This window comes from Shewanella algicola (assembly GCF_014648035.1).
In the GTDB taxonomy this organism is placed as follows: Bacteria; Pseudomonadota; Gammaproteobacteria; order Enterobacterales; family Shewanellaceae; genus Shewanella; species Shewanella algicola.
The window spans coordinates 1-23,075 of record NZ_BMQI01000064.1 but is presented as its reverse complement, the minus strand read 5'-3'; the positions used below and the strand labels follow the sequence as shown (position 1 = coordinate 23,075).

The 23,075-nt window shown below is 40.7% G+C and carries 21 protein-coding genes and 2 pseudogenes; 10 read left to right on the top strand and 13 right to left on the bottom strand.

What is annotated here, in order from left to right; all coding sequences use genetic code 11:
* The 7 genes and pseudogenes from IEY42_RS19600 to IEY42_RS22735 all read right to left on the bottom strand — a co-directional run.
* A partial coding sequence (locus IEY42_RS19600) for a hypothetical protein (RefSeq protein WP_188926937.1) occupies nucleotides 1-711 on the bottom strand: 711 nt, incomplete at its 3' end.
* Nucleotides 712-792: 81 nt separating this feature from the next.
* The gene (locus IEY42_RS19595; RefSeq protein WP_188926936.1) at nucleotides 793-1,959 is read right to left on the bottom strand and encodes an Arm DNA-binding domain-containing protein; all 1,167 of its coding nucleotides are present in this window, start codon (nucleotides 1,957-1,959) and stop codon (nucleotides 793-795) included.
* 296 nt (nucleotides 1,960-2,255) lie between these two features.
* A complete protein-coding gene (locus tag IEY42_RS19590) occupies nucleotides 2,256-3,575 on the bottom strand; it encodes a hypothetical protein (RefSeq protein WP_188926935.1) in 1,320 nt (439 codons plus the stop codon).
* Between the two features lie 9 nt (nucleotides 3,576-3,584).
* Nucleotides 3,585-6,395 carry a hypothetical protein gene (locus IEY42_RS19585; RefSeq protein WP_188926934.1) on the bottom strand — a complete coding sequence of 937 codons (2,811 nt, stop codon included), beginning with the start codon at nucleotides 6,393-6,395 and terminating at the stop codon, nucleotides 3,585-3,587.
* Nucleotides 6,396-6,507: 112 nt separating this feature from the next.
* Complete coding sequence (locus IEY42_RS19580; RefSeq protein ID WP_188926933.1) at nucleotides 6,508-8,124, bottom strand: hypothetical protein; 1,617 nt, start codon at nucleotides 8,122-8,124, stop codon at nucleotides 6,508-6,510.
* Between the two features lie 4 nt (nucleotides 8,125-8,128).
* Entirely contained in the window at nucleotides 8,129-8,608 is a 480-nt protein-coding gene (locus IEY42_RS19575; RefSeq protein WP_188926932.1) for a hypothetical protein, read from the bottom strand.
* A 1,691-nt stretch (nucleotides 8,609-10,299) separates the two neighbouring features.
* Nucleotides 10,300-10,452: pseudogene (locus IEY42_RS22735) on the bottom strand (RHS repeat-associated core domain-containing protein); the annotation flags it as partial.
* Nucleotides 10,453-10,583: 131 nt separating this feature from the next.
* On the opposite strand from IEY42_RS22735, the gene IEY42_RS19570 reads away from it, so the two are divergent.
* On the top strand, nucleotides 10,584-10,766 hold the full coding sequence (locus IEY42_RS19570; RefSeq protein ID WP_188926931.1) for a type II toxin-antitoxin system RelE/ParE family toxin: 183 nt from the start codon (nucleotides 10,584-10,586) through the stop codon (nucleotides 10,764-10,766).
* Nucleotides 10,767-10,961: 195 nt separating this feature from the next.
* Nucleotides 10,962-11,120 carry a hypothetical protein gene (locus IEY42_RS22470; protein WP_229780193.1) on the top strand — a complete coding sequence of 53 codons (159 nt, stop codon included), beginning with the start codon at nucleotides 10,962-10,964 and terminating at the stop codon, nucleotides 11,118-11,120.
* Between the two features lie 233 nt (nucleotides 11,121-11,353).
* Here IEY42_RS22470 and IEY42_RS19560 read toward each other — a convergent pair whose 3' ends face one another.
* On the bottom strand, nucleotides 11,354-11,662 hold the full coding sequence (locus IEY42_RS19560) for a tyrosine-type recombinase/integrase (RefSeq protein WP_268244278.1): 309 nt from the start codon (nucleotides 11,660-11,662) through the stop codon (nucleotides 11,354-11,356).
* A 491-nt stretch (nucleotides 11,663-12,153) separates the two neighbouring features.
* Here IEY42_RS19560 and IEY42_RS19555 point away from each other — a divergent pair, with 491 nt between their 5' ends.
* The 5 genes from IEY42_RS19555 (at nucleotide 12,154) to IEY42_RS19535 (ending at nucleotide 16,059) form a co-directional block, all read left to right on the top strand.
* Nucleotides 12,154-12,459 (top strand): helix-turn-helix domain-containing protein, encoded by a 306-nt coding sequence (locus IEY42_RS19555; RefSeq protein WP_188926929.1) that lies wholly within the window; start codon nucleotides 12,154-12,156, stop codon nucleotides 12,457-12,459.
* Nucleotides 12,456-13,706 (top strand): type II toxin-antitoxin system HipA family toxin, encoded by a 1,251-nt coding sequence (locus IEY42_RS19550; RefSeq protein ID WP_188926928.1) that lies wholly within the window; start codon nucleotides 12,456-12,458, stop codon nucleotides 13,704-13,706. The genes IEY42_RS19555 and IEY42_RS19550 overlap by 4 nt, the downstream gene beginning before the upstream one ends.
* Before the next feature lie 635 nt (nucleotides 13,707-14,341).
* Complete coding sequence (locus tag IEY42_RS19545) at nucleotides 14,342-14,488, top strand: hypothetical protein (protein WP_188926927.1); 147 nt, start codon at nucleotides 14,342-14,344, stop codon at nucleotides 14,486-14,488.
* Nucleotides 14,489-15,259: 771 nt separating this feature from the next.
* Nucleotides 15,260-15,529, top strand: a complete 270-nt coding sequence (locus IEY42_RS19540; RefSeq protein ID WP_229780191.1) for a type II toxin-antitoxin system TacA family antitoxin — start codon at nucleotides 15,260-15,262, stop codon at nucleotides 15,527-15,529.
* The gene (locus tag IEY42_RS19535) at nucleotides 15,526-16,059 is read left to right on the top strand and encodes a GNAT family N-acetyltransferase (protein ID WP_188926926.1); all 534 of its coding nucleotides are present in this window, start codon (nucleotides 15,526-15,528) and stop codon (nucleotides 16,057-16,059) included. Before IEY42_RS19540 ends, IEY42_RS19535 begins: the two co-directional genes overlap by 4 nt.
* A 336-nt stretch (nucleotides 16,060-16,395) precedes the next feature.
* On the opposite strand, the pseudogene IEY42_RS19530 reads toward IEY42_RS19535, so the two are convergent.
* Nucleotides 16,396-16,557: pseudogene (locus tag IEY42_RS19530) on the bottom strand (AAA family ATPase); the annotation flags it as partial.
* A 260-nt stretch (nucleotides 16,558-16,817) separates the two neighbouring features.
* Here IEY42_RS19530 and IEY42_RS19525 point away from each other — a divergent pair.
* Nucleotides 16,818-17,099 (top strand): helix-turn-helix domain-containing protein, encoded by a 282-nt coding sequence (locus IEY42_RS19525; protein WP_188926925.1) that lies wholly within the window; start codon nucleotides 16,818-16,820, stop codon nucleotides 17,097-17,099.
* Nucleotides 17,099-18,409, top strand: a complete 1,311-nt coding sequence (locus IEY42_RS19520) for a type II toxin-antitoxin system HipA family toxin (protein WP_188926924.1) — start codon at nucleotides 17,099-17,101, stop codon at nucleotides 18,407-18,409. Before IEY42_RS19525 ends, IEY42_RS19520 begins: the two co-directional genes overlap by 1 nt.
* 64 nt (nucleotides 18,410-18,473) lie before the next feature.
* Here IEY42_RS19520 and IEY42_RS19515 read toward each other — a convergent pair whose 3' ends face one another.
* From IEY42_RS19515 to tnpA, 3 genes are all read right to left on the bottom strand, one after another.
* A complete protein-coding gene (locus IEY42_RS19515) occupies nucleotides 18,474-18,869 on the bottom strand; it encodes a helix-turn-helix domain-containing protein (protein ID WP_188926923.1) in 396 nt (131 codons plus the stop codon).
* Nucleotides 18,866-20,215 carry a type II toxin-antitoxin system HipA family toxin gene (locus IEY42_RS19510; protein ID WP_188926922.1) on the bottom strand — a complete coding sequence of 450 codons (1,350 nt, stop codon included), beginning with the start codon at nucleotides 20,213-20,215 and terminating at the stop codon, nucleotides 18,866-18,868. The genes IEY42_RS19515 and IEY42_RS19510 overlap by 4 nt, the downstream gene beginning before the upstream one ends.
* Before the next feature lie 562 nt (nucleotides 20,216-20,777).
* Entirely contained in the window at nucleotides 20,778-21,182 is a 405-nt protein-coding gene (tnpA, locus tag IEY42_RS19505; protein ID WP_188741279.1) for an IS200/IS605 family transposase, read from the bottom strand.
* 124 nt (nucleotides 21,183-21,306) lie between these two features.
* On the opposite strand from tnpA, the gene IEY42_RS19500 reads away from it, so the two are divergent.
* Entirely contained in the window at nucleotides 21,307-22,560 is a 1,254-nt protein-coding gene (locus IEY42_RS19500; protein WP_188926921.1) for an RNA-guided endonuclease InsQ/TnpB family protein, read from the top strand.
* A 137-nt stretch (nucleotides 22,561-22,697) separates the two neighbouring features.
* Here IEY42_RS19500 and IEY42_RS19495 read toward each other — a convergent pair whose 3' ends face one another.
* Complete coding sequence (locus tag IEY42_RS19495; RefSeq protein WP_223418515.1) at nucleotides 22,698-22,994, bottom strand: helix-turn-helix domain-containing protein; 297 nt, start codon at nucleotides 22,992-22,994, stop codon at nucleotides 22,698-22,700.
* Nucleotides 22,995-23,075: the final 81 nt, after the last annotated feature.

The window sequence follows — 23,075 nt, the reverse complement described above, 5'->3', positions numbered from 1 at the left end:
CTTACCGCTCCCTGTTTTATTTTTATGAAAAACTGAGGCGACAACTATCCTGACACAGGGGGCATATGACAAAGCTTGGATGACCTTTGCTCGTTTGAGCAGTTTGTCAGACGTATTAAAGGTACGTGTTTCGATTTTATTTCGTGCGACTAAAAATTCTGCACTCAGGATAAAGTTGTAATCAAGCTTTGAAGGAACATAGTCGACTTTGACCTTTAATGACACTAGGTTTTTGTCATGTTCTCTTCTTGCGGCCAAAATATGATTAAGCTTACCTTGAAGCTTGTGTTGCTCCTTTAAGCCTCGATTTATTTTGAGTTGAGTAAATGCACAAGGGCACAGCGTTGATTGACATTCTTGCATGGTAAATTGAGCAAAAAAGCGTAATTGCCGAGCTCGCAGTGATTGATAATCAGGCAGCTCACCTGTAAACCCTAAAAACCGTGCAAGCTCTTTATAGCAAGGCTGATTGAGGTTAGAAGATGAACTCGGTATGGCTAACGGATATTTTTTAAAAAACTGAATAATGGTTTGTGATGAGATATTGTCATCAAACAGGTTAAACCATTCATTTTTGTTGAGCGATACCGACGGCATTTCACGTAATTTAGCAAACGAGAATGATGCAATATCTAAATCGTGTGCAAATTGAGCGTTAAAGTGTTCAGTGATGCCTGATAGACCACTCTTAAAACAGTTAATACAAATCATAAAGAACCCCTTGCTGATACAAGTTATTGTGACTTCATTGTGCGAGCAAAATGCTGCACAGGTATGTGGAGCATTTTCGAATTAAGCTAAGCCTTCATTGCGCATTAATGATTCAAACGCACTGCCATCAAGGCGTGATGCATTGGCCACATAAGGTGCGTAGACATCAAACAGTAATCGCGTGTCGCTGTGCCCAAGCATTTGAGAGATGTACAAGGGGTTTTCGTGTGCGGCGATATGAAGCACAGCAGCAGTATGGCGAGTTTCATAAGGGCGACGTGCTGCTAAGCCTGCGGCTTTTAGCGTCGGGAACCATAATTTGCGGCTGACAAAGTGAGTTGAGGGGGGGAGACCCGTGGGGGACACAAACACAAAGTTTGAGTGTTTAGGTTTTACTGCCTGAATACGTTTAAACGCATCAAAAACGGTGTCGCACATTTTTAATTCGCGGCGTGATTTTGGTGTTTTTACATCACACAATTCACTATTTACCCAGTTTTGACGAATTCGAATTAAGCGATGGTTAAAGTCGATATGTTCCCATTCGAGGCCATGCACCTCACAACTGCGCATACCGGTCCAGAATCGAATGATAAAATAGTCTTTCCATTTTTTAGGGGCGCACGCAAGAAACTTGCGCACCTCGTCAATGGTCATGGGGTTAGACTCGGCTTTTTCTTCTTTTAGTGCTTTGTAGCGGCGTAACGGGTATTCGAATTTACATTCGTCTGCGGCCAGGCTTACGATGGCAATCAAAGGCCACAGAATAAAATTAATGCGCCGATTCGACATCAGGCGTGAACCGTCTTTTTTCTCGCCTTCTTTTAGTGCCTGCCGAAAGTAATCGACCTGCGACAAGGTGACTTCGTTAATGAGGGTATTACCAAACGTTGGGATGAGGTATTTGTCTAATGCTGCGCGAACCGTGGCTTGGTAGCTGTTTTTCCAGGTGGCTTTTTTGCGTTCAAACCATTGGTTGGCAACATTATCAAAGAAAGGGTATTGGCGGTCGGGGTGAGCTGCGCGTTGTAGCACTTCAAACTGCGCCACTTTTTTACTGCTTGGAAAGTAGTCGCGATATTGAAAGGTGCCTAAGTCGATTTCGGCACTCATTCTTTTGAGTGTGGCTTTGGCATTGGCAAGGTTTTTGGGCGTGGCCATCAATTTGGTGCCTTCACGAAAACGGCAGCCATAAAGATGTATGTCGAACTGAATACGCCCATTGGGGCGAACACGAATTTGAGCCATAAGAGGCCTCCATCAAATAGATCTATCCCTATCCGATGGAATTCGTTAGAATTTAGCCATCGGCTGGGTTCGGATTAAAGGTCGGAGCAGCCGGTACGGGGGAGAGTGGTTGCCGCCACTCTCTCCCAACTGCTATTTTTAGGGTAACTCAACTTGCCAATCGCGCAAGTTAATCACCACATTGTGTTTCCCAATAGGCTGATGTTTTAGCTTATTAGTTAACCACCTCTACTTTATACAACTACCACTGTGTATTTGTCCAGTGTTTTATTGTACTTATCTTATTCAATTTGTCATTAATCCTCATCAAAACCATATGGATCTTCTACCACCTCGTCAAATGCTAGCTGACCTTGTTTTTCAGAGGGGTCCGGTTGAATGATAAATCGTTTTTCTTGGGTTTCATCGTACTTTCGCTTGAGTGCTTGGTATTGCTTCAGTTTGGGTTGTTCTGGTTTTAATTCAATACTGCCGTAAGGAAGGCGATCTTTTAAATTCTTATAAATATTGAGTTTGTATTCTCCTTGTTTGTCTTTTGTTAGCGTGGCTCGCGTTTGTGTCATATTGAGCACATTTTTGATATGAAGTTCAGATAACGTTTTAGGGCAATAGGCAAAGAGCAATGGATCTTCTATGCTGATGTTCGTTGCAATGGGTTTAAATGACTTACTATGGTCTAAAATAGAGCAGATAAACATCTCGTTTCCCTCAATAAATAACACGCATTGGTTAGCTGCTTTGATTTCCTGTTGTTTCCAAAGTGCATCATTTCTCATCTTTAATGCCCATAGATCGGCTAGAAAATTCAACATTGTTTGAGGCTTGTATATATCTCGTTGATAAAACAACTCAATATCACTGAGTATGCATGTCATAGACTGTTCGGGTGATTTAAATGAAATGGCATCACCTTCAATGCAGATCTCAATGTCAGGACTTTCTGTATTGTTGCAAACCTGTGTTAACTGCGTGGCGGCATGTGGTGTCAAAGCAAAAGATAAAGGGGGGTTAATGTGTTCAGGCAGCATTTTTTCGTTCACTTCGCCTTTGCGTTGATAGCGTAGCTCTCCTTTTTCACCATTAAACTGAATAAATTCAAAGGGGACATAAGATTGTGTTTCATGCAAAATATATTGTAGCGTTGTGACGGGGACACGTTGAAAAGCGCGTTGATTATTGGCTTTAAAGTACGCAATATGTTTTTGGTGGGCGACATCAAGATCAAATATATCCATCGGAAGATAGTCTTGGTTTTTCGTTAATATGTCTTTTGTTAAATACAGACAAAACTGAACAGTAGTGTATCGCCCATTCTCGTATGAGAGGTGTAAAATATGGGGGGTGTTATTTACTTGCCAGTAATCTGTTTTGAGGTTTTTCATGTTAATAAAGAAATCGCGAGGGATAGCAAATTCGCTGTTTTTTAAACCATGTCCTGGTTCAAGTTCTGCATTACATAACATGTATTCTGGATAGATCCCGCCGATAAAGGTCACGTTATTGGCTTTCGCATTGATAAAGACGCTAATGCAGTTGTCACTCTCTTTTTTATTCAATTGATTAACGATGTTTAAAAAAACTTCACTTGATTCTGCCGGTATGATTAGTTTTGCCATATATAACCTCTACTTAGTTTGTTGAATGTGTTTGACATATATTTGAATATGTTTAAGGACGAATTCGATATTGTTAACGCGCAATGCATTCTTTTGAGTTTTGCTCTTGGACGGGGTGAACGTTGGCGTTAGAGTGATTGTTAAGTGTGAATCTCCCTCTGATTGCTTCTTGACCACGCACTCCTCTTTTGCTCTGGCAAAATATTGTTTCAGTCTCGAAAGTTGGACATTTTTATTTGTTTTGCGGTTAATGACGAGTGTGAAGCTTGGTCGTAACCATCGCCACTGTGGTTGCCTAAAGACGGTTTTAAAGTGCCGTGAGTTTTTGACATTACAAGCTAATGTCAGTGTTAACGCTTGACCGGTTTCATTTGTGGTAATTGTGGGTGCCGGTAAATTTGACAGTGCTGTCATTTGAGCTTTATTGATATTGGGGTGTAAATGTCGACCTGATTGGTGCCAAATTTGGCTAAGCAGTGGCCAGTTCAATTGCTTTGCTTTTCGCATTTCAAGGAAGAGATAAAATACAAAATTTTTGGGTGCAGTAGAGAAAGAGCCCTGCCAACGTTTGATGAAGTCGAAAGCCACTTCGTCATAGTTCGTGCTCCATGCAATATTGTTTGGGATAGCGTTTAACGATGAACGCTTCGAACCCAATAGGTGGCGACGTAATTGATTTTCGGTAAGCGATATTGTGCTATTTTGTTTTTGCGCTAGGCTTTTGTCGCGGTACTTAGGGCTGATGAGTGCTAATTGACGGGAAAGATCATTAGAGCTCGGTGTTAAGTTGAGTATGTATTTTAATTCTGCGTGTGAATATTCTCGAGGTTGCAATGCGCCATAACCAAGTCTGTAAAAGGGATACAGCCAGTCAATGCTATGCAGGTAGGACCAACGAGTCGTCGCGTAATTCTCATGGCCGATTTGTTTACATACTTCATCAAACAGTAAATTGTCGTTGCATTGTGAAAAATGATGACCTTCTAACCAGTAGTCGAAACGAGCGTTGACGACTTCTTCTGTTAGTAATCGCTGAAGTGCAGCAGAAGTCGTTGTCAATTGAGGGGCTAAATCGTAAGCCATATGCAAGGCTTGCTGCATAAAAAGATGCACGCCGCTGTGACGTAAATGATGAAACCGGACATGATGACCAGCGATAGCTTTAATGGCTTTTGTCAGTGGTAAAAGGTAATTCAATTGGCGTGAATGATAACTTTCACCGGTGAAGCCAATCAGTGGTTCACTAACATCACACATTGCTTTATTTGCAAGTACAATGCGCACGAGTTTAGCCAGTTCCTCTGGAATAACCGTGTGTACTGTACGAGCTTTATGCTCTTTAGTCGTCCCTTCTTTTGTTTTTCTGATATAGATGCGAAAGCATTGTGGATGGTTTGGAAGACAATGAATATCTTGGATCCGTAAACGTAAGAGCTCTCCGCGCCTTAACATGGCGAAATAAGCTAAAATGCCAGAAACCGCACAGAACAACCGCTGTAATGGATGTCCGTCTTGATGAGTGAGCAAGGCATCTGTGATGTCGTGTAACTCTTCAAGACTCAGTCGATAGGCATCGACACTTGAACAAGATGTAGGTGCATCAAACTCAGTGAAATCAATACCATCAGTGATGGCTTGATGGCGCATAAAACGAAAAAAATACAACATATAAAGTCGACTTCTATCATTTTCAAGTGAGTCATAGACCCGGCGTGCCCATAGTTGAAGTGCTTCTTCGTCAATGGCGTTTGCATAAGAGAGGGGGTGAGAAGTTAGCTTTGATTGTAACGTTGTATAATTGTAGATAGTGTTATCAGCCAACACTGACTTATTGACACCGCCGTGTTCAATAAGCTCCTGGGCATAACGGTAGAGCATGGCGGGTAAAATGTTGTGTTGTTCAAATTCACTGAAACGATTATCGAGTTGTTTATCTACATGCTTGTTGCTGAGCAACCGTTTGTGTGCCCAATCATCTTCTTGAGATTGAGACGTTGATGAGCTACTGAGTGGTGCTCGCCAATCATATTGATAAATGGATTTTAATTGTTGTCGCGTATCTTTAAGCGTGGTTTCAACTTTAACGAATGCCACATGGCGTTCAGGATAACTAATATCTTTGAGCAACGTGGGTACGACATAATCGCGATAATGCCAAACCGCTTGAAAAAGATGTTGCCAGTGCCAAACAGGCTTCGCTGTGAGGTAAAATGGCTCATCTTCCATGAGCTGGTTAAGGCGTTTATGAAGTTTTTGGGTTGTTAAACCTTTTATCGGTTCTTTTTGATAGTCGCTTAAAAGGCGATACACTAAGAGTGGTAAATGATAACGAGTAAAAAATACATCGTCATCTTCACCCTTTTGTTTATTCAATCCACCTAAATGATCAACTTTGAGGTAGGTCTCAGTATCTTCAATGATGACGCAGTGAGGATCATTAATAATGCTCGTCAGATAATGGATGGAAAATGGAGCCACTTCCATTGCGATAGCAAGAGCAACATATTCAGCGGATGGCTGGCAACGTTGATTAAACAATGCGACCTTACTGTGTGAATATGCGCCAAGCACTTGAAAAGCTTCGTGAGCATAATTACTGATTTTAGTAAACCAGGTTAAGTCTTGATCTTCCCAGGCCAACTCTTTCACTTCTGGAAGTTGCCAATGCAGCACCTCTGCGAAGTAAGTCAGAATATTGACTAAGGCATGTTTATAGTGTCTCTGTTTTCCTGTTGGAACTGTTTTAATGAATTTGTTGATAACATTGATATCGTTGTCGGTGAGCGTTTTGATTTGTTCAGGTTGCTTGGCGTTACCCATTAATGAGAGCCAATGTTCAAAGACCCATTTGAGATCATCCTTTGTTGCGCAATGTTTGCTGTTGCGACAAAAATAATCACATATGTCTCGCGAAATGTGGTCGATATTAAAACTAAACATATTTGATCTCTTTTAAATTAAAGCGCACAGGAAGTGTGTTTAAAAACGCACTCGTCTGTCTTATGCTGGCGGGAAATAAGTGGTCACTGCCTAAATGTTCGCCGTACGAAGAGTGGCCCATGAGTCGATCGATTTGGTGATTCGTTAATGTGACAGGGGTAATACAAGTCAACGCACATTGGCAGAACCGGTGACGCAACATGTAAGGTTCATTGTTTGGCATTCTTGCATGCATAAAAATTTTAACTGATTGTGCACTTAATGCAGTGGGGTTACCGTTGTGGTCGAGCAGATACCAAAGTAGCTCTGAGTGAACGGCCTTTGGTAGACGCGATATCAATGCTTGCTGAAGGACTAAATAGTGCTCAACTTGTTGCTTGAGGTAATCACCTAGAAAGAGTAGACGTAATCGCCCTTTGTCCTTTATGCAAACCTGTTGATTGTTAAAGCTACGTCGTTTCTCGATGGAAATCGCATGATGAGGGCGAGCGCCAGACAGTAGAATGAACAGTAAGGCGAGATGATTTGTGCAGAGGTTGTAGTAGTCAATGTGGGTTGCGAGTGTCGCACTTTGAGTTGGCTTCGCGGTGAGAATTTCTTCTTCCAAACGTTTGAACCCGTCTGCAACCACATGTTCTTCGATCATTCGTATACTGCCTACCGTGATTTCTTCGTTAATGCCAATTTCACGAGCGTCGTCATAGCTCGTATGGTGGTATTCATGCCTAATTGACTGACTCTTGAGTGCATCAGGAATATTATTTGTGTCAATGACATTGAGCAGGTGAACTTTACTTTTATAGCGCTGACTTCTTGGCGCGTTATTATTTTTAATAGAGCGAAAAAAGATCAGCAACTCACCCCAACCGAGTGTGTTTGCCTGTTTAACGAGACGGCTTAAAAAACGCTCCTGTGCTTGAAATATTTGAGCTCGGATCTGACCACTGGGTAGGTCTTGGTAATCACTTGCACTTTTATGATGCAACTTATCAACAGGCAAAAGCACATTTTTAGCAATGGTTCTTAAATAATTATCAATGAGTACACAATGAGTAAAATACTTGAAAAAGCTCTGTTTCACTGCAGAAGGGAAGCCTTTGACCCTCTCTGGTTTTGACCATTTGCTGTTTATTAGCTCAAATAAGTTATTCTTATCTTTTTGGGTTAACCAAGGGGTGCCATATGACATCTTTGACAAAAAAGGGTTGAAAATATGATGCAGGCTTGGCGGGATGGGCTGCCACCGATAGATCTTCTCATCACTTTTGGTATGGTAAAATTGTGCATATTCTGTCCATGATCGATTTCCATATTTCAAATTACGAAAAGTATGTGCTTTACATTCAGCCTCTGCGGTGACCTTGATACAATCAGGAATTTCAATTTGAACCTCTCCATCAGACTTGCCTCCAATAACATCAAGCTGATGTGTCAACCATAGATATAAGAACACAATAAACAGTTTTTCCTGATTGTCGTATTTCGTACTGCTGCTTTTAAGCTGATGACAAAATTTGACTAATGTTGTGATGATTTTGATTGGATCAGGCATCACTCCGCCGGAGTTTTGGCTACGATTTTGTTTTGCTAATGAAGTTTTTTTAGTCATAGTGTTAAATCCTTATCGCGCTGGGAGACAGTTGTGCGAAATGGGCCAGTTGCTTTTTAGATAAAATGGGTATGTCAGCTTGTTTTGCGGCGTTAATTCGATGGCAGAGTAGATTCGGGAGTTGTTTAAAGTCGATATATAACACCGACGGTTTGAGTATATTTAAGGTGCTAATGATGTGACTAACCTGTTTTGGATCTTTGAAGTTTACGAGCGTCACTTCGAATTTATTGAAAAGCGGGTGCAGCCTTAAGTGATGTAAAAAGGGCATTGGCATAAGTAATAATGAGTCCCCATTCTCATCTTGAAAAACGGGTACAGGGGTTGTATCTAACAAGATTTGAATATCTCCATAAGATAGGGTCGTGTAGTCAGGGGGCGCTGGTAACTTTCTCTTATCATTCACTAACAACGACGTAAGCAGTGGGTGTTGATGTAATGTGAGTGAGTTGAGAGGTACTTTTTTAACTTTTTGATATTTCATTCTGAACTTCCCTTAAAATTAAACTCTGTTTAATTTTTTAGTATGTTTCAGTGAGCATATTTGTAATGAATATGACCAACCTGGAGTCATGCTAAAAAATTTCGACATGTTTTAAACACTCGATATGGTGATATCAGTGCTCAGAAAGTTACATTACTCTTCAACATTTCTACTCTTGTGCGTTTCAAGTGCCATTTTGGACGCTGAAAGGGGTGAGCTCTGTAAGTTATTGAATTTAAAGTTTTATTTCTGCTTGTTTTTTTTCGTTTTTTGCGGGCTAGATCACATTTTTGACAGGGGTAGTCTAAAACACCGAACTTTAAGTTCGGTAAAAGTAGTTTAAAGGTCGATTTTATTCGGTTTTATCGCGGTGTTTAGCGCCTACATGGCAGATAGATCCATCTGGTCAGTTATATGGATTTATTGATAAGGTGATTAGTATCATTGGTGTCGATAATCAATGGACGCAAATCCAGTTTTTTCATACCCCCTCCAACTTGTTAGAAAAAATGTCTCCAATAACCTATTTGGCAAAAAGTGATGCAAAACATGATTTAATCGTCAAAGCTGCCGAGCATTATAACGAACAGTCATATTAATCGAGATGATTAAGTTCAGGATTTTAAGTTAGGTTTCCAAGATCTACATTTATTTCTAAAATATCCCTAAACAATGTTAAAACTGAAGCTTTAGAAGAGGGTGCATGCTTGTTTCGCTGCCATAAATCTGCATATCTATGGAGGTTATAATGATATTAAACTGGAGGTGGATTTAATGGTGGACTTCCAGTGCTTAATAAAAATATGTACCCAAATATGAGATTAAAAATTTTGGTACATGTTACTTTGCTTTGTCAATTCAAGGCGGGGTGCGCGAACCCATTTTTCGCCATGCTCATTTGAAAACAGTTTTTTTTGTTGAAAAATCAATACTAATCTCTAGGAAAATGACTCTGCAGTGTGTTCCTGCAGGCACTCAATTAAATTGAGTAGATTTAACAAATAGCGCAACACGGATAGCGTTAGGTACAGGTACACAAATTTTTAGTTCACCTAATTACAAAGCTTGTAACCTAGGAACCGTTATTTTATTTCCACAACGTTGATGGGAATATATATGATGGGAGAAACTGTCAATGCTACGCTTTGTTTGATAATCAAACAGTGCGTATTGATAAGGGTGAAGGTTTAGGGGCTTATTGGCGATGGCACCGTTTATCCTTATGACGAATAGACATACCCATTTTCCACTTAGTGGAATTTCGGGGGCAGGCCATTTTCATCATCAAAAATGAAAAGAATAACGGTTAAAAACACCTACTGGCTAGATAAAAAGTACAAAAATTGAACGATACTGTTCAAGCCGATCACTCAATATCATTTTGACCGAAAAGTGATCGGCATCAATGGTATTGAGTGATCGCGATGGAGAGTATTAGGTGATCGGCTTAGATGGTATTAGGTGATCGCGATTCATGAGAATATGTATCGGGGGTTAGGCCATTTTAGCCTAAGGCTAATTTCGAGGCTGCAGCATTTTAGCCTAAGGCTAATTAGTGGCGCTGGTGTCAATTGCACAGACTGCTGATCACAACTGATCACTTCTACTGGCGAGTACGGCTTACATTGCTGGTTAAATTGCTAGCTACAGGCACCCAAATATGGGCCAGCTCTAATGGAAAAGTCAACTAACCCCGTCGGATCTGTCCCACTGAGCGGATTATTCATAATATACGAATACGGATTAACACTCTGGGTCTATGTCGGACTCTGGATCAAGGGATCCACCGACATGAAGCGACCCATGTTGTAATCGTACACCCGACCGTTCATATGAATTAATCGAGCAGAATCATTTCATTATCATAGCAAATACCGTAGACACAAGTTTTTTAGCTAGACGAATTATTTGAAGCATTGCTGCACCTCCCAAAAGTATGGTAGTTTTTACCACACTTTGGGTAAGTGAGATCACAGTGAAAATATACGTCACCGATGAATTTGAAAAGCTGATGCATAAAGCCAAGCTAGATGACGATGTCATCGTAAAGGTAGCTAATGAGCTGAATAATGGTCTACATGATGGTGAGCTGCAAAGTGGGAGCCTATATAAAAAACGGATCTCTTCACCAGGTCAAGGCAAGCGAGAATCAAATTGAAGTGTGATCGCTATCCAAAAAGGTGACCGATTGTTTTTTATAGATGGCTGGCGATAAAAGGACGTCCCAAAAAAGGCAAAGAGATCCCAGATAAGTTAATGGAAACCTATAAATTAATTGGTGATAGCTTCCTGAGCTTTACAGACGAACAAACAGAGCAGAACATCTTAGATGGCCTGCTAAGAGAGGTTAGAAATGATGGATAAACGTTTAGAAAACATGCAAGCAATGGCGAAGCGCTTTAGTGAAAACGGCTCTGTTGATCAACTCACCATGCGTAAAATTGATGCCCTCGCGATGAGTGCAAAGAAAGAAGACATGACCGCTGCCAGAATTCAACTATTACGAAAATGAGAGCACATTAGCCAAGGCGTGCTTGCTACCGTTCTCAATATGAGTAGCGAAAGTGTTCAGAAGTGGGAACAGGGCAAAACCAAGCCTCAAGGGGCTGCATTGCGCCTATTAAACATTATCGATAAGAAAGGCATTACGGCTGTCATATAGTATGAGTCACATTGGATTTAAAGGCCCATCAATAGCGGCTAAACGATAAAGGCTCCGACAAGGAAGCCTTTATCAAGCCAACGCTAATCACGAGCCGACGGATGTGTCTTATTATACACTTCACGTAATTCCATCATGCTTACATGAACATAAACTTGGGTAGTCGATAAATCCGCATGCCCCAAAAAGGCTTGTACATGACGAATATCAGCGCTGTTATCTACCATATGAGTCGCCGCAGCATGGCGATATTGATTACATGCTCCACTTTTGCGTATATCGGCGAGCTTAATATATTTAGCCATAAGCTCTGACAACTGAGCAGCGCGAAATGGTTTGCCACTATTGGCAAGAAACAACACCTTTCCTGAAGACTCATTTGCAACCTTCAGTCGCTGCTAAGGGGAAGGTTGAAAGCAAGCGGTGACAAGCACTGCGCCATTTTCCACCTGGTGGAATTTCTGGGTTAGTAATCAAAGTTTGGTGTGGGAACTGAGAAAAAAAAGCAACCTAGTCTTTAAAAACTAGATTGCAGAAGCCCATTGATCGACACGAAGTGCGTCGGTGGGTAGTTCACCTCAATTTGTGTATTTAAAAGGACATTTAAATAACAATAGTCGTAAAACGCTGCTAAAAAAGGTGACAAGATTAATGACTTGGCACGTGACGTAACCATTAACGTGTGTGGTAAATGACGCCAATCTGTTATCTGCCCTGCATCGCCGCATTTACTTCGAAATAGGACTGAATTCTTATTATTTACTTAAATATGGGAATATAGTCCTACAATGTGTTCTACTTCAATTTGCTAATTCATAATAGTTGGACTATATTCCTATTATCTTTTTTAAAATGAGAATTCAGTCCTATTCTGGGTGATTTTATGGCAAGGCGAGACTTACACAGCGTGCTGTTTCCAAAGCAGCTCAAAATTCTCACTCTCTTTGGTGAAGATTTGTTGCTTGCGTTGAAGCGACGGGGATTGACAAAAAAAATGCTCTGCGAGCGAACCGGGTTTGACCATAAAACGGTGAACAAGGTATTTGCTGGTGATCCTGGTGTTGCGATTGGTACTTATTTGAAAATTATGGCCGTGATGGGCATGGAGAACAACTTCTCTGAAATGGCAGCGCATGACGAATTAGGTATCAAACTCCAAAACATCAAACTTCTGGAAGGTTCAAAATGAGCAGAGAACGGGTAGAGGTGTATGCTGACTGGCATCCCACCGAAAAGCCGTTATTAATAGGTCAATTGGCCTATAGTGATCTAAGTCGAGGCGGTGTATTTAGCTTTGCTTATGACAAAGCCTTTTTAACATCACCTTATTGTTTGCAAATTGACCCTTTGCTTACCCTGCATGCTGGTGAGTTATATAATGATGAAGCCAATAAAAACTTTCGCGCTTTTTTAGATTCATCGCCAGATCGTTGGGGACGTATTCTTATGCAGAGAAGGGCGGTTATCGAATATCGTAAAGGTATTAGACCTAGTAATCGTGTAACGGAGCTTGATTATTTGCTTGGTGTACATGATGCCTACCGCATGGGGGGGATCCGCTTTAAAAAAGTGGGCTCTCATAATTTTTTGGATAACAACGACGATTTCGCTGCGCCTCCCATGGCATCGTTGCGTGAGTTAGAGCATGCTGCTATTCAAATTGAAAAAGACGACAATATAGACAGTGACGAATATTATCACTGGCTGAGAATGCTAATTTCTCCGGGTTCCTCTTTGGGTGGTGCAAGGCCAAAAGCCTGCGTCACAGACGAGAAAACCCATCTGTGGATTGCTAAATTTCCAAATATTAATGACACCTTTGATGTTGGTGCGTGGGAGATGGTGTGCTACGAACTTGCATTAGCGGCCGGGATTGAGGTTTCTCCTAGTGAGATCCGAAAACTTTCAACGAAGCACCATACCTTTTTGACTAAACGTTTTGATCGGATTGGTGACAAACGTCTGCATTTTTCATCAGCAATGACTCAACTCCAGTATTATGATGGTGAACATTCACACGGAGCTAGCTATCTTGAAATAGCAGAGTTTCTTTCCAATCAGGGCTCGCAAACGAAAACAGATCTTGCCCAATTATGGCGACGAATAGTATTTAATATTGCGGTGTCTAATACAGATGATCATCTTCGTAATCATGGTTTTCTATTAACCGGCAAGGGTTGGAAGCTATCACCTGCTTACGATTTAAACCCCATAGTGGGTAAAAAAGGCCTTCACTTGAACATTACAGAGTCAGACAATGCATTGGATTACCAGCTTGCTTTTGATGTAATAGATTTTTTCAGGCTAACTCAAATCGAAGCAATGCAAATCTACGATGAGGTGTTAAATACAGTGAAGCAGTGGCAGCAAGTTGCCCAGCGTTTAGGGATCAGTCGGGCAGAGCAAACCATGAAGGAAGAAGCCTTTAATGTTTGATAGTCCTCTTGAGTAAAAAGACACTTTTATTGAAAATCCAGATCGGGTGATGATATATCACGTCAATTAACACATAGATGTCGCGTCAATTAGGGCGTCTATTATTTGAGCTATATGGACTATGAACTTCGCAGGGTGATCCATACACCTCATACTAAACCAATCTTCTTCAGGTCTTGTATTGTCAAGGATGCGAGCGAAGCGAGTACCAGTATGGCTTGTCCTTGATAATATAAGGGCCTGATGAAATAATGACCTATGAGGCGTATTCTAATTGACGCTAAGTTGGCTTTCTAGTTGTCGTCTTACAGATGGAGAATGTGTTATTATGATTGGAGCGTAGTCATTGTTTGAGCAATAGTGACGGTAAGGGAAATGCTTTAGTTTTCGAGAAACTTTTTTATTTTCAATCATATTATTTAAATGGTATTGAGATTTTACCTCTAGAGCACAAGAGGTAAAATCAAAGACAGATATCTGGTTCACTTGGAAGCTAGCAATGAAGTTTTGCCCTGAACTCATTAAATCAACCTAACGTGTCACGCTCAATTAAAAAGCTCGTAGCAACAGGCTTATTAAAGTCTGAAGGTCTTAATATTTTTTCAATCAATATGAAATAAAAAATGGAAATGACGATGACTAGCTTAGATGCGCTTAAACAGAAAATATTATTAAATCCAGAAGCTAAAGCTGAGTATGAGGCTTTGTTGAAAGCGGAACAGGAGAAGCTAAAAGTCAATGGCTCTAAGCTCATGGATAAGTCTATAGGTGCTCAAGGTTAGCGGTAGCAATAAATTCGCGATTTCACGTTGGATGAGTTATCACGCTTAGCCGCTAAGACCATGCAGCTAGAAAATTGGTGTTAGATACCACCAAGCAAACCGTTGCAAGCTTCCATGAGGTATGGGCGAAAGAAAAAGCGCATTTACCACTTATCAAGTCGATGATTGAAACAATCGAGACACACTTACGAAGCATACCGCTACGCTAGAATGAGAACCGGCGCGTTCAAAAATGCCTGTTTGCCCACCAAGCTGCCCACCACTTACCTATGGCTTTTACCAAATCTTAGTGGAGCTTCTTGGTTTTCTATTAATGGATACAATAGTGGCCATTTTTTCGCTTGTTCTATGCGATAGGTTATGAGTCAGCAGAAAACTCACCTAACCTCAAATGAACATCATAGTATCCACGACTGATAAGCCTAAGTTGTGCGTTTATATTAAAGTTTGATAATTCTTAATAGTGTTTGATCATTTATAATATAGTTTGATATTTTTTGCGTTTTTTATAAAGAAGCCAGTTAAGAACTAACATATTTATACCCCTTTATTCGCTAAAGTGTAGTAAATACTCATTCACATGTTGTTAATGTGCATTTGCCATACTAAGAGTTATCTGAACTCAGCTCCCGACGAATTAATGCATCTCAGTGTCGTATCGAGATTATTACGCTTTTTATAATCCGTAATCTTTCCGTACAAGTTGAATGTGTTCAATGTTTGAACTATAATCTCTTTCTTTACGGAATACGTCCGTACACTGGAGGGGTTATGGCAACAGCACGTTTAGATATCCGTCTTGATGAAGAGATAAAAGCGAAAGCAGAAAAGGCATCAGCATTGCTTGGTCTGAAAAGTTTAACTGAATATGTAGTTAGGCTTATGGACGAAGATGCAACAAACGTAATTCAGAAGCACGAAGGTATCGTGGTTCAAGATAGTGTCTTTGACACATTTATGGCTGCTTGTAACAAAGCAAAATCGCCAAATCAAGCTTTGTTGAATGCTGCAAAATTCACAGATGAGAGCGGTATCAAGTGAGTTGGGGTAAAGCGTTCGTAGAACTTAGTAAATCATATCACGACCGAAATTCATTCGACTGTGGTGAGCAAGAGCTAAATACATTTATCAAAACTCAAGCAGCAAAGCATATGGAAGCAGGTATTAGTCGAACAATGATTCTCCCTAGTGCTCAGCCATTGCTTAATCAGAAGTTTGCAATATGTGCATTTTACAGTGTTGCGCCTAGCTCAATCAATCGAGAAACCTTACCAGAGCAACTAGCAAAGAAACTTCCTCGATACCCAATTCCAGTGTTTCTTTTAGCTCAGTTAGCTGTGCATAAGGAATTTCACGGCTCTGGGCTAGGAAAAGTCAGTTTAATCAGTGCTTTGAAGTACCTTTGGGAAGTTAACCACCATATGAGGGCTTATGCTATTGTCGTGGACTGTCTCACTGATCCAGCACAGGCATTCTATACAAAATTTGGCTTTGAAGTGTTGTGTGAACATAATGGACGCATTCGCATGTTTCTACCAATGAAAACGATAGAAAGACTTTTTAACCAATGAGTTAATAATTAGGCAGTGCTAAATCCTGAACTCGTTGTAGATCAAGGCTGTATGACAGTAAGCTAGCGCGTCCATGTTCTGGTAAGAGCTAGTTAATCCTGTTAGCTTAAAAATGTCCAAAAGTGAGAGGGAAAATGATCAAACTTTATTATCAAAAAATGACATTCGTTCTCAAATAAATTATCAACGTTTTGGGTTGTTACCGTTGTTGATGATATAAATTTTTATCAAACTTTAATATGGTCGTTCATAAATGTCGAATGGCAGGAATCAAGTCCACAGATTGTCACCTATAAAGTAACTTTCTGTAGACCTCGGGGTCTAGGCAACGCGCTTTTACCATCTCAGTGGTAAATACTGCGTGAAATACAAAGGCATCACGATATTGGTTTGCTCTAATGCGGATGAGCCTTGTGTACCCATTAACTTAAAGGTTTTACTGGGAGCACATTTTTCAACGTAGGATGCCAACGATTTTGCTCTTGTACGTTTACCACTTTAATTGGTCTGTAATCTGATATTCTTATGGGCAAATTCCCCCTTGGTATTTCTTTTTATTCATTCATATTTTTGGTCAGTCTCTCTTATGGCAACACGCGTTAGCATGTAATCACATATTTAACGCCTGTAGCGTGTAAAGGTTGTTTTAACGGTTGTGGCGTGTAAAGGTTGTTTTAACGGTTATGGCGTGTAAAACTTGATTTACCTGTTATAGCGTGTAAAGTGATATTGGGACTGTTTATATAGGTAAAGTGATTATGAAGGTGACGAACTCAAAGCAGCTTAGTGCGTATCTTAAAGATGCGCGGCTAAATATGAAGCTATCGCAAAGTAAAGCGGCTAGTAAGGTCGGCATTCGTCAGGATACGGTTTCTAGCTTTGAGCAGAACCCTGACTCTACTAAATTAGAAACACTGTTTAAAATATTATCAGCATTAAACCTTGAGCTAGACATTAAGGTTAGAAACCCAGAGTTAGGGGGTGAACTTGTAGATGATAAAGCCATACCGACTGAGCAAGAATGGAAGGAGGAGTGGTAATGGCTATCCTTGATGTTTATATGAATGGTTACCTAGTCGGAGAGTTAACTAAATCGACTACAGGCTCCCATCTGTTTAAGTATGAACAGCAATGGTTAGATACCGCTAATAGTCGTCCCATCTCTTTGTCTATGCCACTGCGCAAGCAAGCATATAAAGGTGATGAGGTTTACAATTTCTTCGATAATCTACTCCCAGATAATATAGAGGTGAGAAACAGAATTGTTGCTCGCCATAATGCTCAATCGACCCAAGCATTCGATTTATTGGCCAAAGTCGGTCAAGACAGTGTTGGTGCATTACAGTTCATACAGCATGATCAGCAGCCATTTGATATTAAAAAAATTGAGTCTAAACCGTTATCGGATCAAGAATTGGAAAGAGTGCTAAAGGGTTATCAATCTAATATTCCACTAGGCATGTTAACCGATGAGGATGACTTTCGAATATCGATAGCAGGTGCCCAAGAAAAAACGGCCTTACTTAATCTAGAGGGACGGTGGCGGCTTCCTATTAAGGCGACCCCGACAACGCACATCATTAAGTTACCCATAGGTTCGATACAGAGTCATTCACACACTCTTGAGATGTCTGACAGTGTTGAAAACGAATACTTATGTATGATGATTGTGAGGGAGTTTGGTTTAGATGTACCGCAGTGCTCTGTCATTAAGGTGGGTGATGTTAAGGCGCTTGCTGTGGAACGCTTTGACCGTAGGCTCTCATCTGATGGTAAATGGATTATGCGTTTGCCCCAAGAGGACTTTTGCCAAGCATTAAACATTCCGTTAGCGAGAAAATATGAAAGCCACGGCGGCCCCGATATTGAGCAGATTATGTCATCTTTATTGGGCTCCACCAATTCAGAGCAAGATCGAGTTAACTTCATGAAGTCTCAGGTGCTGTTTTGGCTATTAGCGGCAACCGATGGTCACGCTAAAAATTTCTCACTTTTTATTGAGGCGGGTGGCGGATATCGACTAACCCCTTTTTACGATATTTTATCTTTGTATCCTGTGTTTGGTGGTAAAGGGTTAAATATTCGCGATGCAAAGCTGGCTATGGGGCTTAAAGCGACAAAAGGTAAGAAGTACCAAATAGCACAGATTTTCCCAAGGCACTTTATTCAAACCGCAAAAGCCGTTGGCTTTGATACTGCAACTATGGCTGATATCATGAATGAGATAGCCAATTCAGTTGACTCAGTCATCACTAAAGTTAACTCACAGTTACCAAAAGATTTTCCAGTGCATATAAGGGATACAATTCTTGATGGCTTAAAGGATAGATCTAGACGTCTACTTAAATAGCAATTGGCTTCTTGTTTTAAAGACCAGGTTGCTTTTTTTTCTCAGTTCCCACACCAAACTTTGATTATTCACTGCCAGAACCATCAGTTGCGCTTTGATAACTGATGATTTCACCTTGTAAAAACTTATCTCTTGGTAAGACTAATAACTCCAGTCCAACCCCCCTTAGGGCTTTGCCTAAAACTAATGCGCTAGCTTTCGATTTATCTCCCTCAATCTCAGATAATGCCTTCCTTGTAATGCCAACCATTTTGGCATATTGCTCTTGATTAGCGAATAGCATTTCAGTACGCAACCTTTGCAAAGCCTTACCCGTCGTGATCTGACTGGTAATAAGCTCAATGCAAATACTTTTCATAAGCTCATCTTTGACAGAGCTCGGAAATTTTTTACGCTTCGCAGAAAGTGGTAGTCGGCCATGACGATTATCTTGGGCTAACATTTTGGCCTTTTCTGTCATAGTAGTTTCCAGGTTTTGAATTTCTTCTCTAAATTTTCATACCCCATACTTGGGAAAGAGAGAATAGACTGGGGAACACCTCGGTTTCCCAGCCTTTGCTTGAGTTCCACTAATTCTATTGCTGTTTGAGCCAATGCATCTAAAAGGGCTTTTGGCTCAATAAGATCGGCAAGACTATTAGCGATTTTAACAAAGTCATATTGTCCACCTAATTCAAGGCCCGCCCCCCATATAAAAGTCCTTGATATCACTTCTGGATCGGCTTTCATGGGGGCAAAGTCGTAGATAGGCGCGAGGGATACGTGATTGTTCTGCTTGATGAATGACGTATTACGACCGTGATTATCGGAATTACCAAAAGCAATATTAAGCAAGTCCCTGCGAACCCACTCGATAACAAACGCGGCTATTCCATCCTCTACATCGAGAAACGTTGTTGTTTCACTGTTATCGCTTTTTAAAGTAAACACTTCTATCAAAGCGCGGATCACCTCGCCATGCTCCATCATAGTCGCTGGAGCAATATCTAAAACAGAGTAAACTGACTCCATACCAAGCAATTGCTGTTTATTGCCTATTGTTGCAACATCGAACCTTGGCAACCAAAGTGATGGACCTCGCTCGCTCTCTATCAACCGCATTTCATCAATGGGTATAGTATCGAAACCAAGCGCGTTAAGTTCGTGATAGAAGTGAAACTCAGCCCTTAAAATATCGTGGTCGATACTTGCGCTTCCTCTTGGAAATTTAACTAAGTATCGGGTGTCTATATTACTTGGATTATCTTGAAAGGTATCGATCCACACTCTGTCAGCTGGATCACAACGAAGAAGTAATTTAGGCGCCGCACCACCAGCACCAGACGCTCCGACGGCAGCGGCTCCATTGGCCTGTGCGTATTCGATAAAGTCGACTTCAAGCCTACAGACATCCTCAACGCTAAACGTTACTGGTATTGGGTTCATAATAATAGCGGGTACCGACTCTTTCACCCTGATATTGCCTATCGGTGCGATAGTACCTTGAGATAACAGGATAAAATTCCTGGTAAGCTTATCTTCATCGAGCAAGCGCAGTGTTCGTAGCCAATATTTACGACTTGAGCCTGCGGGAATAATGTCATCTAAAAAACGAAACCAGTTTTTATTATTTCGATAGGGCATGGTGTCGTTTGGCAAAGAGACGCTGACTGCGGTTTCTGCAAAATCATCATAGTGTGCAAACACATGATCTGTTTCATAGTCCAGTCGACAAAAGTTTGAATCAAGGCGTTCTGCAAACTCGATAGTCGCAACATCATGCCACTCAAAAGCGTAGTTAATTTGAAGCGTAATTGCTTTAGGCATAATGCATCCATTTCGGTTCAATAAAGAGTGTAAAACTAATTTATTGAAACAATATTAGCACATAAAATAGCTATTACACTATTTATTGACACGATTTACGCTCAAAAAGTCAAGCGCCATTTTGTGACCACAGAACGCCCTAAGTAAAAGAGCATGATCCTAGTACTAATTCCATTTAATTCTGACATTAACATACTCGCGACTGGCTTATTGTGAACTACTCGCAACTAAAGCAGCGAGCTTCCAAGATAACAGCCTAAGCCGCTAAATCTTCTTTTTTGACGCTTCGTTGGACACCGCTAGTCGAGCTTTTGACTCGACTAGTCTTACGATTTCCTCCACGCCCACTATCTGACTTAGTTCGAAGAACTCCATCGTCAGACAACACCGTTCCAGTGTCTAAAATTAGATTAATTGCCCGTTTTTTAATGACCAATGATGCGTTGCTATCTGCATTGTCAGTGTGTCCACATTTACCGCACACCAAATAAACCCGCTCAAATCTAGCGCTTAACTTGATAACGAGCGAGTAGCCCCGTCACCTGTGGCGGGGAAAGCGAGTTCAGTGAGGTCTGTTTTGTTGTTCTATGTATTGGCGCAAAACCTCGATAGGAGCACCACCTACCGATCCAACAAAGTAACTTGGAGACCAAAGGGCATTTTTACGCCATGCAACCTGATTTAACTCTGGGAAGTGCCTTTTCATTTCACGGCTTGTTATTCCCTTTAGTGCGTTCGTTAATTTAGATAATGACGTTGCCGGGTGATAATCAATCAGTAAGTGTACGTGATCTGATTCACCATTAAATTCTGATAATGTTGCTTGATGATTTTTGCAAATATCGCCCATCATCTCTTTTAGCTTATCTAGATGCTCACTGGTGAAAACCTTTCCCCTGTATTTTGTGATAAATATCAAATGAGCGTGGAGCATGTAAACAACATGCCTGCCTTTTCTTAATTCCATAAATAGACCTTGACTGAGTTTATTATTTAACTATATATTAAACATATCATTTACTCAAATAGACCATGTAAAATCAGCATTCAACGGTGCTCCAATTAGAACGCCAAACTAAGGTTGAAATTAAGTGGAAATTGAAAAAGCCTACAGATTCAAATTAGAACCAACGTCAGAGCAAGCTAAAAAACTGGCTAAAATGGCGGGATGCGGGCGTGTGGTTTTCAATGATAGCCTTGATTATGTGCTTAACATTATTAAAAAATCAGTGGCAATCACGGACAAAAAAGCAATTTATGAGCACCTAAATAATTTATCTTATCAAGATCGCAAGTTGCTTAAAAAATCTTTTCCTAATTCTGCTTTTCTAAACAAACAACTAACATCATGGAAAAAACTTAATCATCGGGCATGGTTGGATGATGCGTTTACGGATTGTTTACAGCAACGTCAGCGTGATTTTGTAAAAGCACTGGATGAATGGTCAAAAGGTAAGCGAGGATTTCCAGTGTTTCGCACGCGCAAACTATCGCACCATTCAACAATGCGGTTCCCAGCGCCCAAAAAGCAAATCAATATCCAAAATAAACATATCAAATTACCTAACGGCTTAGGCCTGGTTCGTTACCACAATAGCCAACCTGTAATTGGTGAATTGCGTAATGCTACCGTATCGCTAAATGCAGTTGGTGAGTGGCATATTTCTATCATGTGCTTGGTTGAGATTGAGCTATCAACGCACGTACCAGGTGAAATGACAGGCATTGATATGGGTATCGCCAAGAACATGACCTTATCCACTGATTGTTGTGGTAACGAGGGTGTTTTTGATGGCGTCCATTCTTTTAAGTCCTATCAAGATAAGTTAGCTATCGAACAGCGTAAGTTATCGAGAAAGACTTTAGGCTCCGAGAACTGGAAGAAACAAAAACTCAAAGTAAGCAGGCTGCATCAACGCATTACCAATATTCGCAACGACTACCAACATAAAGCGACATCTGAAATCTGCAAGAACCACGCAATGATTATCTGTGAAGCTTTAAAAGTTGCGAATATGAGTAAATCAGCGAAAGGTGACAGCGAAAATCACGGCAAGAATGTCGCGGCTAAATCAGGGCTTAATAAATCCATTTTAGATCAAGGCTGGCATGAATTACGTCGCCAACTTGAATATAAAATGCGATGGAAAGGCGGGATTTACGGTGAAGTAAATCCTAGAAATACTAGCCGTGAATGTGCTTGCTGTGGTCATACAGAAAAGAATAACCGAAAAACTCAGGCAGAATTTATCTGTCTGTCATGCGGTCATTCAGATAATGCGGATAAAAACGCTGCTAAAGTGATCCTAAATCGCTATTTACGCGAATTAGAGCAAGCGGCATAAGTAATTAATCAGGTTCGGGCAGAGCCGTAGCGTCTGTGAAGTGAATTGCATTAGCGATCAGCAGCAGAAAGTAGATGATAAAGTAATTTATTATCGCCTGTATTCAGGAATCCCCGTCATTCATGGCGGGGAGCATGTCAACTGCCTTTCATAAATTTCTGGTAGGTCTGATACCAGTTAACAGCACTGTTGCGGATTATCTGGCTAGGACAAGCTGACAGCCAAGGCGTTAGCTCTTTTGATTTGAATTGCGATGCTTTCTGATCAACAGGAGCATACGTGCCAATCGGATGATATTTTCGCGCAAAAGTGCGGTAATACTTTTCTTCATCAACCTTGGCATTCCAAATTAATCGAGCGCAACCCATCCACTGACTTAAGATCAACTTTTGATTAGATGTTGGGTTCGCCCGTAATTTGATACCGGTTAGCATACTTACCTTTCACTGTAATTATGTAAGGGCTATCCACTTAGCACAACCAACCACTATATGTTGTGCTTATCGATTTTTAAT

What these genes read in the sequence shown, in the direction of transcription:
- IEY42_RS19595 (WP_188926936.1), bottom strand. Translation starts at nt 1,959, where the DNA reads ATGGCTCAAATTCGTGTTCGCCCCAATGGGCGTATTCAGTTCGACATA.
- IEY42_RS19590 (WP_188926935.1), bottom strand. Translation starts at nt 3,575, where the DNA reads ATGGCAAAACTAATCATACCGGCAGAATCAAGTGAAGTTTTTTTAAAC.
- IEY42_RS19585 (WP_188926934.1), bottom strand. Translation starts at nt 6,395, where the DNA reads ATGGGTAACGCCAAGCAACCTGAACAAATCAAAACGCTCACCGACAAC.
- IEY42_RS19580 (WP_188926933.1), bottom strand. Translation starts at nt 8,124, where the DNA reads ATGACTAAAAAAACTTCATTAGCAAAACAAAATCGTAGCCAAAACTCC.
- IEY42_RS19575 (WP_188926932.1), bottom strand. Translation starts at nt 8,608, where the DNA reads ATGAAATATCAAAAAGTTAAAAAAGTACCTCTCAACTCACTCACATTA.
- IEY42_RS22470 (WP_229780193.1), top strand. Translation starts at nt 10,962, where the DNA reads ATGATGGATAAACGTTTAGAAAACATGCAAGCAATGGCGAAGCGCTTT.
- IEY42_RS19555 (WP_188926929.1), top strand. Translation starts at nt 12,154, where the DNA reads ATGGCAAGGCGAGACTTACACAGCGTGCTGTTTCCAAAGCAGCTCAAA.
- IEY42_RS19550 (WP_188926928.1), top strand. Translation starts at nt 12,456, where the DNA reads ATGAGCAGAGAACGGGTAGAGGTGTATGCTGACTGGCATCCCACCGAA.
- IEY42_RS19545 (WP_188926927.1), top strand. Translation starts at nt 14,342, where the DNA reads ATGACTAGCTTAGATGCGCTTAAACAGAAAATATTATTAAATCCAGAA.
- IEY42_RS19540 (WP_229780191.1), top strand. Translation starts at nt 15,260, where the DNA reads ATGGCAACAGCACGTTTAGATATCCGTCTTGATGAAGAGATAAAAGCG.
- IEY42_RS19525 (WP_188926925.1), top strand. Translation starts at nt 16,818, where the DNA reads ATGAAGGTGACGAACTCAAAGCAGCTTAGTGCGTATCTTAAAGATGCG.
- IEY42_RS19520 (WP_188926924.1), top strand. Translation starts at nt 17,099, where the DNA reads ATGGCTATCCTTGATGTTTATATGAATGGTTACCTAGTCGGAGAGTTA.
- IEY42_RS19515 (WP_188926923.1), bottom strand. Translation starts at nt 18,869, where the DNA reads ATGACAGAAAAGGCCAAAATGTTAGCCCAAGATAATCGTCATGGCCGA.
- IEY42_RS19510 (WP_188926922.1), bottom strand. Translation starts at nt 20,215, where the DNA reads ATGCCTAAAGCAATTACGCTTCAAATTAACTACGCTTTTGAGTGGCAT.
- tnpA (WP_188741279.1), bottom strand. Translation starts at nt 21,182, where the DNA reads ATGGAATTAAGAAAAGGCAGGCATGTTGTTTACATGCTCCACGCTCAT.
- IEY42_RS19495 (WP_223418515.1), bottom strand. Translation starts at nt 22,994, where the DNA reads ATGCTAACCGGTATCAAATTACGGGCGAACCCAACATCTAATCAAAAG.